Annotated in this window: 16 protein-coding genes; 5 read left to right on the forward strand and 11 right to left on the reverse strand. The window is 48.9% G+C overall.

What is annotated here, in order from left to right:
- From BN1234_RS16395 to BN1234_RS16420, 6 genes are all read right to left on the reverse strand, one after another.
- The coding region (locus BN1234_RS16395; protein WP_156337243.1) for an AAA family ATPase at window positions 1-447 on the reverse strand (447 nt) is incomplete at its 3' end.
- A gap of 157 nt (window positions 448-604) precedes the next feature.
- A complete protein-coding gene (locus BN1234_RS16400; RefSeq protein WP_054957743.1) occupies window positions 605-1,198 on the reverse strand; it encodes a P-loop nucleotide/nucleoside kinase family protein in 594 nt (197 codons plus the stop codon).
- A gap of 64 nt (window positions 1,199-1,262) precedes the next feature.
- Window positions 1,263-1,814, reverse strand: coding sequence for an NADPH-dependent FMN reductase (gene ssuE, locus BN1234_RS16405; protein WP_054957744.1), 552 nt, complete (start codon window positions 1,812-1,814; stop codon window positions 1,263-1,265).
- Window positions 1,815-2,128: 314 nt separating this feature from the next.
- Window positions 2,129-2,419: a hypothetical protein gene (locus BN1234_RS16410; protein ID WP_054957745.1), complete on the reverse strand. Its 291-nt coding sequence runs from the start codon at window positions 2,417-2,419 to the stop codon at window positions 2,129-2,131.
- A gap of 2 nt (window positions 2,420-2,421) precedes the next feature.
- Window positions 2,422-3,258: a VanW family protein gene (locus BN1234_RS16415; RefSeq protein WP_054957746.1), complete on the reverse strand. Its 837-nt coding sequence runs from the start codon at window positions 3,256-3,258 to the stop codon at window positions 2,422-2,424.
- A 428-nt stretch (window positions 3,259-3,686) separates the two neighbouring features.
- A complete protein-coding gene (locus BN1234_RS16420) occupies window positions 3,687-3,884 on the reverse strand; it encodes a hypothetical protein (protein WP_054957747.1) in 198 nt (65 codons plus the stop codon).
- A gap of 315 nt (window positions 3,885-4,199) precedes the next feature.
- Between BN1234_RS16420 and BN1234_RS16425 the strand changes: the two genes are divergently transcribed.
- Complete coding sequence (locus BN1234_RS16425; protein WP_054957748.1) at window positions 4,200-4,640, forward strand: hypothetical protein; 441 nt, start codon at window positions 4,200-4,202, stop codon at window positions 4,638-4,640.
- 35 nt (window positions 4,641-4,675) lie between these two features.
- Here the strand turns inward: BN1234_RS16425 and BN1234_RS16430 are convergent, their stop codons facing one another.
- A complete protein-coding gene (locus BN1234_RS16430) occupies window positions 4,676-6,280 on the reverse strand; it encodes a bifunctional ADP-dependent NAD(P)H-hydrate dehydratase/NAD(P)H-hydrate epimerase (RefSeq protein WP_054957749.1) in 1,605 nt (534 codons plus the stop codon).
- A gap of 236 nt (window positions 6,281-6,516) precedes the next feature.
- A complete protein-coding gene (locus BN1234_RS16435) occupies window positions 6,517-7,149 on the reverse strand; it encodes an NAD(P)-dependent oxidoreductase (RefSeq protein WP_054957750.1) in 633 nt (210 codons plus the stop codon).
- A gap of 485 nt (window positions 7,150-7,634) precedes the next feature.
- On the opposite strand from BN1234_RS16435, the gene BN1234_RS16440 reads away from it, so the two are divergent.
- The gene (locus BN1234_RS16440; RefSeq protein WP_054957751.1) at window positions 7,635-8,531 is read left to right on the forward strand and encodes a hypothetical protein; all 897 of its coding nucleotides are present in this window, start codon (window positions 7,635-7,637) and stop codon (window positions 8,529-8,531) included.
- A 358-nt stretch (window positions 8,532-8,889) separates the two neighbouring features.
- Here the strand turns inward: BN1234_RS16440 and BN1234_RS16445 are convergent, their stop codons facing one another.
- Window positions 8,890-9,570, reverse strand: coding sequence for a DUF421 domain-containing protein (locus tag BN1234_RS16445; RefSeq protein ID WP_245640198.1), 681 nt, complete (start codon window positions 9,568-9,570; stop codon window positions 8,890-8,892).
- Window positions 9,571-9,767: 197 nt separating this feature from the next.
- Here BN1234_RS16445 and BN1234_RS16450 point away from each other — a divergent pair, with 197 nt between their 5' ends.
- The 3 genes from BN1234_RS16450 to BN1234_RS16460 all read left to right on the forward strand — a co-directional run bounded on the left by BN1234_RS16450 (window position 9,768) and on the right by BN1234_RS16460 (window position 12,069).
- On the forward strand, window positions 9,768-10,709 hold the full coding sequence (locus BN1234_RS16450) for a hypothetical protein (RefSeq protein WP_054957753.1): 942 nt from the start codon (window positions 9,768-9,770) through the stop codon (window positions 10,707-10,709).
- A gap of 192 nt (window positions 10,710-10,901) precedes the next feature.
- Window positions 10,902-11,534, forward strand: coding sequence for a TetR/AcrR family transcriptional regulator (locus tag BN1234_RS16455; protein ID WP_054957754.1), 633 nt, complete (start codon window positions 10,902-10,904; stop codon window positions 11,532-11,534).
- A 19-nt stretch (window positions 11,535-11,553) separates the two neighbouring features.
- Window positions 11,554-12,069: a DUF4188 domain-containing protein gene (locus tag BN1234_RS16460; RefSeq protein ID WP_054957755.1), complete on the forward strand. Its 516-nt coding sequence runs from the start codon at window positions 11,554-11,556 to the stop codon at window positions 12,067-12,069.
- A gap of 85 nt (window positions 12,070-12,154) precedes the next feature.
- Here the strand turns inward: BN1234_RS16460 and BN1234_RS16465 are convergent, their stop codons facing one another.
- Together BN1234_RS16465 and BN1234_RS16470 are read right to left on the reverse strand one after the other, a co-directional pair.
- A complete protein-coding gene (locus BN1234_RS16465; RefSeq protein ID WP_054957756.1) occupies window positions 12,155-12,376 on the reverse strand; it encodes a YezD family protein in 222 nt (73 codons plus the stop codon).
- Window positions 12,377-12,519: 143 nt separating this feature from the next.
- Window positions 12,520-13,013: sulfate ABC transporter permease (locus BN1234_RS16470; protein ID WP_156337242.1), on the reverse strand; the 494-nt coding region annotated here is incomplete at its 5' end.

The raw sequence follows: 13,013 nt of genomic DNA on the forward strand, positions 1-13,013 counted from the left end.
AAAGAAAGACTCCCCATGCGACTGCTGGTGCAGCGACTTCCCGCCATAAGAACGGTATAACCCAGGGTTTTCTCTCTCCAGCGCATCAATCTCAGAGGCAACATTGTAATAGCTCTCCGCACGGAAAAAGAACCCGTCCCGCGGTTTTCGTACCCCTCTGACCGCACGGATATATTGGTATAGCTCCGAGTGGGTCTCTTCAGTCGCAAACGAGAAGTTCAGAGTTCCTCCCTCAGGGTTAAAACCTAATGCAGCTGCAATCCCCTCCAGCAGTGTTGACTTCCCCATGCCGTTCTCCCCAACAATATAGGTGACCTTGGGATGGAATTTCAGCTCATCAAGCATCCTTACCGCCGGCAGGTTAAACGGGTACTGATCAAAAGAAGGGATTCGGTCTTTGATCAAAGTTACGGCTCTTATATAAGCGTTCATAGCAGAAGTATCGATTTCTCTCTGCCTCCTTCCTGCTCTCCTTCACACGGTAGAGAGCGTTCATCTCATCCATTATATCCGGATATCCCCCGATACCAAAAACGGCGGGTTCCGGAATACTGTCCGGAAAGCCCGCCGCTTATCATCGTAATGCTTACGTTTATTGTCTATTTCAGTTCTCGCCAAGAATAAACTGATACAGCTCCTCTACCTTTTCATCGGTCAATGCTCCGCTGTTGTCGAATACCTTGATCGAGGACTGCGGAATATCCCAGTTCACTTCAGGCACAAAGTCTACACGTTTCTTGAAGTCATCCCAGTGATCCAGCTTCCACTGGTCACGCTCGGTCTGTCTGTCAATAATGCGCTCCTTTTGTAAATCCATATCCTGAAGCGTCACTACGAGTACCTTGACATCAACCTCGTTCTTCGTCAAGCCTGCCGCAGAAATAACCTCTTCAATCCATTCCCGGTTCTTCAGTTCAGCGGTAAACGGGGAGATCATAAATACGTTCTGCCCGGCATTCAGGTTCTCAATACAGATATCCTTCGTCGTATCATATTCCAGATCACGCAGGTTCTCCTTATAGAAGGCGGAGTCCCGGTCATTCGGGTCAAGCCCGTTCGCTTCCAGGAACCTCTCCACGAAACGTCCTCCTACGGTATCCCGATCCAGAAACGCTGCAGGAATACGGGCAGCAAGCTTCTTCGCTACCGTTGTTTTACCTGTTCCGGCCACGCCTACAAAAAACACAAGCTTTTGCATATCGTACCTCCATTATGAGAGCATTTTATCTGCCTAATCGTATTACCCCTATTTTCCCGTTATACTACTTACTTGTACCGTTAATTCTTATACGTGTCTCTTCAATCAATTCATCAACAGCGGTATCCAGCCGATCTTGAAGCACATCGGCAATTTCGAATCCGTCATCTTCGGTACGGGCAACCTGCGCATCTACCGCATACACGCCTCCAAGAATATGACGGGCACCAATGGATGACAGCACCGGCTTGAGCGAATAATCAATGGATAACAAGTGCGCCAGGCTTCCGCCGATGAACAAGGGAAGAATAACCTTTCCTGTCAGGCCCTTCTCAGGAATGAGGTCCAAAAATGTCTTAAGTACACCTGTGTACGAGGCTTTATATACCGGACTGGCAATGATCACTGCGTCTGCCTCCGCCACAAGACCGTTGGCCTTCACAATATGTTCACTCGCGAACTTGGTATGAATCAGATCCTCAGGCGGCAGCTGTCCTACATTGATTCGAGTCACCTCAAAATCAGCATCTGCCAGCTTCCGTTCTGCATAGTCCATTACAGCAGTCAGGCGAGAGCCGACTGTGGGACTGCCGTTAATAATAACAGCTTTAGCCATTAATTTTACCCCCATTATGTTCATAATCATGCGTGCCGCCCCATAGGCGTTCAGTCATATGGTTGCCTCTTATCAGGAAGCGCCTCCCGGCAGCAATCCAGAAAAAAAGACTTCACAAGATTACTGTAAAGTCCTCCGGGAGTCCGGTCGTAACCTATTTTAAGATCACTCACTAGGAATAATCCTCTGACATGAATAAAAACGCTTGTTGGTTGTTTCTAAAATGCTTGGTAGTAATATGTTATCAATCTGCCTCCGCATTTGTCAATTCAGCGGGGATCTTATGCCAAGCGCATTCACATATATGCTTACGTCTATTTCAGATAACTGATCAGAATGAGAATAAGGAACAGCAGCGGCACCGCATATATCACAAAATAACCGACGATGCGGGGGAATCCCGGCATGGACCCCAGGTCAGCCTTGCGGGGAGGTCCTCCTCCTCCGATATTTTGAAGAGTTCTTAAATTCTCATCCACGTATCTGTCCTCGTCCCCATAATGATCTGCTGAGTTCCCGGGCGAAGGGACCGTTACATGTAATTTTCGTTCCCGCTCCTTCGCAGCTTCCTTGGCATTACGGTCATGGTTTCGATCATCTGTCATGCTTATTCCTCCTCCATCCCGCCTGATTCACAAGCTGCGCTTGCCTCTGCTAACAGCGGGGAGTACATCATTAATGCATGGTTTTCCGTAATAACCTCATCAGCGATGAGCTCCCCGTCCACCGTATACACTCTACGGCCTATCCTATTATGCCGGGCATAGCCACCCCATACCTCTTGAGAAATGCGGTGATCCTTCTCGTACACTTCATAACGGTATAAAGGATTGCCGGTTGAACGCCATTCCCCCACGAGCTCCCGTTCTGTTACCTTTACTCTCAATTGATATACTTCATCCGTCGGATTATGAATTTGAAGATCCAAATAATTATAAGCACAGGTCGCTCCGCTGCCGAACGGCTGCGTCCTATTCGAATCAGGAAATACATCATAGCTGTGGCGGTGTCTTTCTGTGACTTGAAGCGGACTGTGCAGGGACATCCAGTAGATCAGATTCGAAAGCTGGCATAGCCCTCCGCCAAGACCCGCTTTAAATCCGCCATAAAATAGCACCATTCCGTCTACATAACCCTTACGCCGTGTTGGGCGCCCGATAGCACGCCAGTAGGACATCGTTTCTCCCGGACGGATTAATAGCCCATCCAGCTGCTTCACGGCAATCCGCAAATTCACAATCTTGTTCCGGTGGTACCATATACCTACATCCTTTAAATGGCGTATAAGCGGAGTCTGGTGCTGGAATATTTGATATTTCAGCGGCTGCAGATCGAATTCCCCGGCAATAACTTCCCTGGTCATCATCCACTTCCAATATCGGCGGTACGTAAAGTAATGCCTTCCTGCCCATAACCGAAGCTTTGACCGCTTTACCGGCTTCATGGTTTCATCTCCTTTATCTCAAGGAACATATAATTTTATCAGGTATATTTTACCACATTATGTATTTGTTATCGTCTCTATATGTTTAAAGGATAGTCCTTTCGTGAAATTGCAAAGATACGGCTGCACTCCTTAACGGCCCTCTGCATAGAGATAAAGCAGTTCTGAAATTCGGGGGAACGATTGCAGGCTTTCATAAGTAACATCACATGTCATCTCGGAAGCGTATAATGTCCACTGCACAAGTACAGTTGAATCGGAATTGACCAATCCGAAAATTACAGTGAGCCGCATAGTTTCATATCCGTTCATGGATCGAAAAATAATTCAAAAAGCCCGGATTTCTCCGGGCTAAATGCTTCGACTTAGAATGAAGCGGACTCCTTGCTGTAAGGCTTAAATAAGGAACGACTTTTGAGCTTTGAGCGTTAATGCTTCCACCATTTGAAGCGGTGCAGCGGCTCCTCCTTCACAACCTTCCGGTCACCTTCAGCCTCCGTACCTGAAATGTGTTTAAACCGCTCACAGCCGAATTCCAAGCGATAATACTCGCTTTCTTGATCCGAATCCACACGTGTATGAATCCGGCTGACTACATTTTGCATTTCTGAGAAACCTTCGAACATCTTTGCCCGACCTCCCCGAATTTGACCGGCAGCGAATGTCCTGCCGAGAGAAAGGCCCCTATTCATACGAGGGTCCGGCAAGATCTGTGCTGCAAGTTATGATGAAGTGCTGTTCATCTTTTGGTTACGCTTTCATTTTAACAGATATTTCTATTTGTGAATATATGTAACCTGCAGAAAAGTCCTTCCTGAAAGGACAATGTCACAAAGCTGAAACATTCTGCTCGCCACCCCAGAATGATGAGGCTGCACCCGGCTTGCAGATCATCATCATCCCTTGAATCAAACATTTCATTCATAATGGAGGTTATCACTTTGAATACCGGGCGCAAAGACATCGGGTATTATGCATTGAATAAACTGGCCTCTGCCGGTGCCATTCTGTTACTGTTCACAGTCATTTCCTGGCTTTTGCCTGAGGCCTCAAACAGGCTGTCTTCCATACTGGGAAAATCGGCTCCCATTGAACACTGGGTATACGGTTATGCTCTGATTGCTTCCTTAACAGCAGATGCCGCCCTGTCTCTTCTTCCACCAGTCAGCAGGCTGAAGCAAGCCGCTTTGTATGCAGCTGCCGGTTTTTTATTTTTTTCATTATTGGAAAGCACAGCTGGGAATATCTTATGGAATCGCGGAGTTATCGGCGTGATCTTGCTGTTGTTGTATTTCAAGGGCAAAGAGTCCTTTACGAGCCAGTCGCTTATTACACTGTTCTTCGCACTCGTTGTTCCCCTGCTCTGCTGGACGGTGATGTAAGAGAATCACGGCTGATTAAGGGCATTCCTTGTAAATTACAAGGCTTCAATCAGGTCGCCCGCAATTACAGAAGAGATATGGCCACGAAGCGCGGCGGCTCTCTCACCTGCTAGTCCATGCATCCATACTCCCAAGGCAGCCGCTTGAGTACCTGTCAAGCCCTGTGCAAGAAGCCCTGCAATGATCCCTGTCAGTACATCGCCTGCTCCGCCGGTAGCCATTCCTGCGTGACCGGTTACATTAATATATGCATGTCCGTCGGGTGCAGCAATAACTGTTCTTGCCCCTTTCAGCACAAGCGTAACCTGATGATCAACCGCGTACTTTAAGGCTGCTCCTATGCGGTCCTTCTGTACTTCGGCAGTAGATAATCCGGTTAGGCGCGACATCTCCCCGGGATGGGGTGTCAGCACAACATCGCTTCCCGCGGGCTTCCAATCTTGAAAATCTGACACGGACGATAACGCATTGAGCGCATCCGCATCTATGATCATCGGAACCTCACCCTCATCCCATAATCGACGAAGAAAGCGTCCATCTCCTTCAAATCTGCCAAGCCCCGGTCCAACCGCAAGTACATCACGGCTCTTCAGCAGCTCAAGAATTCGCTCTGCCGAGGATTCCTCCCATGTATAACGCCCATCCTCCGTCCCCGGGGTCAGCATCAGCTCCGGAGCAGTTCCTGTCATCGGCATGAGCAGCCCTTCTGGTAATGCCCAAGTGACCAGCCCTGCACCCGCGCGAAGCGCCGCCCTTGATGCCAGAAGTCCGGCTCCGCTCATTGTGCGGCTGCCGCCTACGGTAAGTACATGGCCGTAGGTACCTTTATGTCCTTCGGACGAGCGGGGCAGCTGCGGATCTACTCCCAGCTCGCCGCGAAGCACATCCGGCGTCAGCAGGAAAGTCCGGACGCCGTGCTCTTTGCACAGCGACGAGGGGATGCCGATGGAGCGCACAACGACCCGGCCTGCAGCTTCTGCGCCGGGATATTGGGTTAAGCCTCGCTTCAGGAAAGCGATGCATACCGTCAGCACCGGCCGCATGCACGGCTCATACAGCATGCCGGTGTCGGCATCCAGTCCGCTTGGAATATCCGCGGACACGATCGGCAGGCCGCTATCATTGGCGGCCTGTATCATCGCGGCGTAAGCGCCGCGGGGCGCGCCCGACGCGCCCGTCCCAAGCAGCGCGTCCACGATCCCGGTGTACGCGCGGTAATCCACGGCCTCATCCCGGCCGTGGACCCGAATCGGGATGCCGAGCGCAGCCGCGGCATCCCGCTGAAGCGCCGCCTCGCCGGTCAGCGTCGACGGCTCGGCGGCATACAGCAGCGTGACGCGGACCCCCGCTTCACGCAAATGCCTGGCGGCGGCTGCGCCATCGCCGCCGTTGCTGCCCTTGCCTGCCAGGATGAGCCAATGCTCATCCTCCGCATGCTCGAGCAGCAGAGCCGAATCACCACGGATACCGTGTGATTCAAATGCTCCCGCTTGCTTCGATTTAGCCGCGCGGCACAACGCTAACACCTCTTCGGCAATCGCTTTGCCTGCGTTCTCCATAAGAGCAACAGCAGGAATGCCAATTCTGTCTATTGTATCGCGGTCCAGTGCCCGCATCTGTTCCGAGGTAACCACATACACCTCGATCCACCCCTTTCTCAGAAGTCCAACCAGACTTTTTTCCTACTAATATATATGTACCCCGGACTCAGGGACGAATCCTTCCTGTCTATCATTCAATCAGAGGCTAATTTAGTTCTTAATTCGTACAGATATACAAAGAACGCTGTCTCTCAGCCGTGAACGATCGGCTGAGAGAGTCAGCGTTCTTATGTGCTTCATTCATCATGCTGCATTCCGATTTATTGTTACACTATTTAATACGCCACAGTAAACCGGGTTCTGGTAAACTGCGGGTCCTCCAGTTCATCCAGCATGGCGACTGCATAATCCTCTACAGAAATACGGCTCGATCCACTTTCATCTGTAATAAGGCGATCGGTTCCGATTCGGAACTGTCCGGTTCTTCGGCCCGGTTCGATGATAGCTGCCGGACTTAAATAAGTCCAGTCGAGATCACTTTCCTTATAAATTCCATAAGCATCGGCATGGGACATCGCCAGGGTCTTCAGCTCAGACGGGAACTCCGGCGTATCCATGAGTGCATCACCGCTATCTGTAATCAGGCTTCCTGCCCCGCCAACAATCAATAATCGTTGCACGCCTCCGCGCCGTGTCCCTTCAATCAAGGCCCGCGCAGCCTCAAGAAGCTCTTCCTCCTCCCCGAACCTCGGTCCGTAAGCGCTAATGACAGCATCATGCCCTTTAACCGCCTCAGCTATAGAAGATGGGTCTACTGCACTTGCACGAACGATGTTCATCTTCTCTTTATCTTCACTTAGCTTTTCCGGATTTCGTACGACAGCAGTGACCTGGTGTCCCCTCCGAATGGCCTCTTCCGCAATTCGTTTACCTATTGTTCCAGCTGCTCCAACTACTGCAATGTTCATATCTATATTGCCCCTTTCATCTGCAATCCCTGTTTCATCCTTTAGTCTGTTTTCCGTTATATCCCGGTCAATGGGACTATGATTTTCCTCTTCCTAATTAATTATCCGTAATCTTCATCCTTCAAACCTAAAAAGTTCATAATTCCCAAACATAAAATACCTGTGGACTATTCAAAACTTCAATATTCTTGCCGATAGTATATTTAGACATGCATATTTACGAAATCTAAACCCTGGAAAATGACGTTAAAACAACGGATTTCTTCTTATGAATGTCGAAATTCGTCATATTTTATTGATTCATGTAAGTATTTTGCAGTGATTCAATGGGCGTACGCCTCATCCAATCTATGACCAAAGCAATATTCATCATCCGTACTTTGGACTATAGAGCGTCTGAAATTATTGGGTTTTGCAAAATGCCGATGTAACCTGTCCCTTCTGTCCCGCTTTATCAAAATTATATCTAAGGAGAACATGCCCCCATGAAAAGACATTCTACCCCAATCCGCCTAAGCCTGATACTTGCCTGCTGTATGCTGCTGCTCGGCAGTATTTCCGTTCCATCCAGCAGCGCTCAAGAGCAGCCGAAAGAAAAAGCAACGTGGTTTTGGGATACCCCTCAGATCAAGGATTCAACTGATGAAATATTGTCCTTCGCATCTGCTCATGAAATAAATACTTTCTATCTGCAAATGAACCGTGATGTTCGTCCTGAATACTATAAAAATTTCATCCGCCAAGCAACAGCCAAACATATTCAAGTACACGTTCTCGGCGGTTCGCCAAGCTGGTCGCTTGCAACCGAACGAAGCCGTGTGACAACGTTTATTGACTGGATTACCGATTATCAAGCTTCAGCCGCTCCTGAGGAGCGCTTCACCGGGATCCATATTGATGTAGAGCCGCATGTTCTCAAAGAGTGGAATACAGACCGTTCTTCCCTGATTTATCAGTGGCAGGACAGCATCCGGTTTCTTGTGAGCGGCGCGCATAAGCTCAGTCTTCCAATTACAGCAGATATTCCATTCTGGCTGCATACGTACAAGCTGCCGGACAACTCCATGTCGATGAGCCGCTGGCTCATGTCCGAGGTTGATGCCGTAGCTATTATGGCTTATCGTGACCAAGCAGCTAACATATATAACCTGGCCGTGCCTGAAATGACAGAAGCAGCAGAACTCGGCAAAAAAGCAATTATTGCGGTAGAAACCAAAGCGAGTAATGAAGGAGCATTCATCACTTTCTACGAGGAAGGATCCTCCTTTATGAATGAACAGCTTAAGCTCGTAGATGCCATGGCATCCCGGCACACTTCATTTAAAGGCTTTGCTATTCATGAATACCGTGCCTGGAAAGCTCTTGTCGAGCGCGGAAACTAAATAAACCCTGCTTCCCACATCCAAAAGGCTGCCGCTATCCCGGCAGCCTTTATACTTGTTCGTTCGTCATTCATGCTGCAAGCAGAATCAGCACCATATAACCTAGTGTGATTGTTGCACGTTTCAAGGGACCCTTCTCGATCGGAACAGCATTATTCATACTAATCCCCTCCATAAATGCAGGCTAGGCACTGCTTTCTTCGTTCATTCTGATCCTCTATTTAAAGCAGTATATTCAGCCTGTTTGATTTTGACCACAGCTAATTTTGTTTCCCTAAGGAAAAACATAGAAGAAACCTCACTTTCACAGCCTGCGCAGCAACTGTCAGGTTCCACCTGTACCAATCGCATTCGAGCACTATAATTGATCGTTCCGGCGCATAATCAACAAGCCCTTGTCTTCCATCCATTCCGCGTAAATCAGATCTTTCGGGTCATCGTACCCCTGCTCCTGCAGTTTCCGAACCAGCCACGACTTGTCTTTGCCGATTTGCTCCAGATTGTCCTCATTAATCTTCCCATCCTCAATGAGACAATAAGACAGATGTACTTCCTCTTCCGGGAGCTTCAAATCACCACGCTCAACTTCATCGTATGCTGAATTCTTTAACACACTGAGAGACCCATTCGTTTCAAAAATGGCATAGGCTACTTCCCGCAAGGAAAATATATCTTTCTGCCGCAGCATCACCTGAAGCTGTTCAAAATCGATCTTATTGCTCTTCATTTCCTTCATATCCACTTCACCGTTTCGTATAATGATGGACGGTTTTCCTTCCAAGGGACCGCGGAGCCGCTTGGCATATTGGGTTACTTTTTCAAATACATAAGACAGGGTGAACCATACTGCAAGCGCAACAACCAATTCACCGTACCTGGTTTCTTCTTCATAAAGAGTCTCTCCCACAATATCACTTAGCAAAAGGGAGGATACGAAATCAAAGGGCGTCAGATTGGATATTTCCTTCTTGCCCAATAGACGGGTTAAAATCCACAATCCCACAAATCCTATGATCAGCTTAACAATTAACATACCCATCCATGTGATCCCTCCATTTCCACTCTTCTTGTACAGTACTTACCCCTCTGGTGATCAAAGTAAAAACGGGTTCCCCTGCCTCTTCCTTCCTTTACAACCTAATCATAGGGCCCATCTGTCATAAAGAGAGCGGCTTGTCTTGAAATCCGACCCTTCTTGTGCAATAGTGAAATAAGAAACTTGAAGGAGGGATCGGCTTGTCCCTTGCTGAATGGATTGAAACAATTTTCGGCTCGATGGAAGGACTGTTGGCAGTGATGCTTGCGGCGGCCGTTTTCCTGGGCTTATACATATACTGTGCTGCACGGCTTCGGGCTTCCCGGACGGAAATGCTGGAACGAATACGGCAGTCATTGACCCTCTATACCCAGCTTGCAGGGCCTCTAACAGCCGTTATTGAGCGCTCGGAGGATACAACTGAGCCGGATGAATCCCTTGTCAGCCATCTGCAAGAATGTAAGGCTGCGGATCGGCTCACGGGGGATCTGCTGAAACAGATCGACACTTATCTCCAGGATCGGGATAATACACGGCTGCCGCAGATAAGCAGAACACTCGAGCGCGAAATGAAGCGCCTTGTGCAGGAACGAAGCATTATTCTTCGCCGGATTGAAAATCCCGGCTGGGGAATCGGATTGTGGATGCTGCTGAAGCCAGCGATTCCCGGATTGTCCTTCTACGCTGCGGTCCTGTGGACTTTTAACCTGATCTCCAGACTTCGAAATCCCGAAGCTTGGAGTGATTTCTCGGTATGGGCGCTATGGCTTTCCTGCATGATTGCTACCGTATCCTTTTACCGGCTGCTCATGGATTCCAAACGCCGCTCTCTCGGTGTAATCTTTTACGGACTTCATCTGCTGATTGCGGCAGCCGCATTAATCAACCTGGTTTCGTTCCAGGCGTCTCCATACGTGCTCGCTGCACAGATCGTACTGTATTTGACCGGGTTCTGGTTCACTTCTTCTACCCGTTCCAGAAGTGAACGGCCGTATGCCGGTAACCTGGAGCTGATGGAAACTTACGCTGGACAGTCATCAGCAGGCAGTGAAGATTCTAAACGTACCGATGAAGCTTACACTTCCTACCCCCATCCTCTGTCTCCACGAGACAGCGGCGCGGGCGGAAAATCACGTTCTTAACATCATTTAATATTTATACAGTTAAACCCTGCGACCAAGATCTGGTCTGCAGGGTTTTCTGTTATCCCTGAGCTTCAATTGGAATATATTCTTAATTTAATAGTCGACAAATAACTTAACTCATGTTAATTTATTTACATGAGTTAGGTTTAATGAACACATTTTCGGTCGTATACAGCAAAGGAGCTGCTCATGACTCAATCTCACACTTCCCTGCGCGAGCTCAAGAAAGCGAAAAACAAGATTGCCCTCTATGAATCAGCCATGGCTTTAATCGGAGACCGGATGTTCCGTGAAGTCATGCTGGATGATATTTGCCGAATGGCCGAGGTATCACGTGTGACCTTCTTCAATCTGTTCCGTAAAAAAGAGGACCTGCTGCTGTATTACATGCGAGTCTGGCTTACAAACAAAATCATCACGATTGATGAGCAGAAAATGCGCGGTTTAAATGCCGTGCGGTATGTATTCGGCAGTGTCGCTAGTGAAACGAAGGAGAAAGCCGGTATTATGCCAAGCTTGATCGCTTTTTTGGCGGAAATGAAAATGCACCCGGATATGCCGGGGTTCACTCCGGCTGAAGTCCAGCTTCTGTTTCCCGGTCATGAGACACTTGGCGCTAAAATTCCGAACATGTTCACTCTGTTTGAACGGTTCATGCAGGAGGCACTTCAGGACGGTAAACTGAAACCCGGAATTTCTGTTCCGGATGCTGTAGCATTTCTGTTTACTGTCTTTTACGGTGCATTTCTCACCTCGCAGCTTTATGCTTCGGAGGATATCTTAGGGTTCTATGAATCACAGCTCGCATTGATCGAAAATTAGTAGAAAAGAGGGATTCCGCATGGCCAAGGTTGTACCGGGCCGGTATACGGCACAGATGGATGATTCATTCGTGGTGTTTAGAATTGGAATGCGGGTAAACCGCCTATGGGCAGTTCATAAATGGCTGCCTGTCTTTCGGGCAATGAGCCCCATGATCCGTGAGCTTTATACCCAGCGCGAGCTTGGCTTCCTGGACGGAAGCGTGCATCTGTCATGGCGTGGTGTGAGTCTCATTCAATACTGGAAATCCTTCGAGCATCTGGAGCATTACGCACGTCATGGAGCCAAGCATCTTACAGCCTGGAGGAATTTCAACCGAAGCATTGGAACGGACGGAACTGTGGGCATTTACCACGAAACGTATATCGTTCAGCAGGGACAGTACGAAACCGTATATAACAATATGCCTGTTTACGGACTTGCCAAGGCTGGCCGGCACGTCCCTGCAACCGGCCAACGGGAAACAGCAAGCCGCAGGCTTGGAAAGGACAACGAACCAGCGGTACCCTCACCGGCGAACCCTGCACGAGAATAATAATCCCTCCATCCCGGAGCCCATAAAACAAGCAGCACCCCCAGCGTTCTTAACCGCTGGGGGTGCTGCTTGTTTTATCCTTACCCTACTTCGCTTCCGAACGGGCCGGCTGCGATGAGGCGCGATCGGGTTTCTTGATAGGGATTGCGCCGGAGGCTGTATTTCCAAACCGTTTGCGCTCCGTGCGTTCCATCTGGACAATCTGTCCTTCATGCACAACGATATGTAGTGAACCGAATTCCATGCCGTCCAATAGGCTTGCAATACGTTCTATCCAGGTTTCATCTAATTGTAGAGGTTTCGCCATGGATACCGCCTCCTTCGCCGGGCTCCTGCCCTGTCATAACCCGCTAATGAAATTCATTCCTAAAAATATGACTGCCGACACTAATCCACTCTTTTCCAACCTGTTTAGTATGAATAGAATCTATCACGATCCGCAAACCGGTGTCAATGGGTCCTTTTTCGTGTAAACCAGTTTTTGAGTATCAGGGTGAAGAGCGCCAGCAAGAGAAGCAGGGAGGCCACTGCGAAAGAGGCCGAGAACTGGTATTCATTGTACAAAATCTCCACATGCAGCGGCAGTGTATTCGTCTGTCCGCGGATATGTCCGGATACAACGGAGACGGCACCGAACTCACCCATTGCCCTTGCGTTGCACAGAATCATCCCGTACAAGAGGCCCCATTTGATATTAGGTAAGGTTACACGCCAGAATATGGACCATCCTCCTGCCCCAAGGGTAACCGCTGCTTCTTCTTCAGCCGTTCCCTGTTCTTCCATCAGCGGAACCAGCTCTTTCACAACAAACGGAAAGGTAATAAACAGTGTCGCCAGTACAATTCCAGGCAGTGCAAAAATAATCTTGATATCATGAGTCTCAAGCCACGGCCCAAACCAGCCGTGACGCCCAAAGACAAGGACAAAGATCAAACCGCCGATGA

Source organism: Paenibacillus dakarensis (assembly GCF_001373415.1).
GTDB classification, from domain to species: domain Bacteria; phylum Bacillota; class Bacilli; order Paenibacillales; family Paenibacillaceae; genus Paenibacillus_AQ; species Paenibacillus_AQ dakarensis.

Bases quoted from the DNA above. Each gene is read 5' to 3' on its own strand.
- BN1234_RS16465 (WP_054957756.1), bottom strand. From the start codon at position 12,376: ATGGCGAAACCTCTACAATTAGATGAAACCTGGATAGAACGTATTGCA.
- ssuE (WP_054957744.1), bottom strand. From the start codon at position 1,814: ATGGCTAAAGCTGTTATTATTAACGGCAGTCCCACAGTCGGCTCTCGC.
- BN1234_RS16435 (WP_054957750.1), bottom strand. From the start codon at position 7,149: ATGAACATTGCAGTAGTTGGAGCAGCTGGAACAATAGGTAAACGAATT.
- BN1234_RS16455 (WP_054957754.1), top strand. From the start codon at position 10,902: ATGACTCAATCTCACACTTCCCTGCGCGAGCTCAAGAAAGCGAAAAAC.
- BN1234_RS16410 (WP_054957745.1), bottom strand. From the start codon at position 2,419: ATGACAGATGATCGAAACCATGACCGTAATGCCAAGGAAGCTGCGAAG.
- BN1234_RS16440 (WP_054957751.1), top strand. From the start codon at position 7,635: ATGAAAAGACATTCTACCCCAATCCGCCTAAGCCTGATACTTGCCTGC.
- BN1234_RS16415 (WP_054957746.1), bottom strand. From the start codon at position 3,258: ATGAAGCCGGTAAAGCGGTCAAAGCTTCGGTTATGGGCAGGAAGGCAT.
- BN1234_RS16460 (WP_054957755.1), top strand. From the start codon at position 11,554: ATGGCCAAGGTTGTACCGGGCCGGTATACGGCACAGATGGATGATTCA.
- BN1234_RS16400 (WP_054957743.1), bottom strand. From the start codon at position 1,198: ATGCAAAAGCTTGTGTTTTTTGTAGGCGTGGCCGGAACAGGTAAAACA.
- BN1234_RS16445 (WP_245640198.1), bottom strand. From the start codon at position 9,570: ATGGGTATGTTAATTGTTAAGCTGATCATAGGATTTGTGGGATTGTGG.
- BN1234_RS16420 (WP_054957747.1), bottom strand. From the start codon at position 3,884: ATGTTCGAAGGTTTCTCAGAAATGCAAAATGTAGTCAGCCGGATTCAT.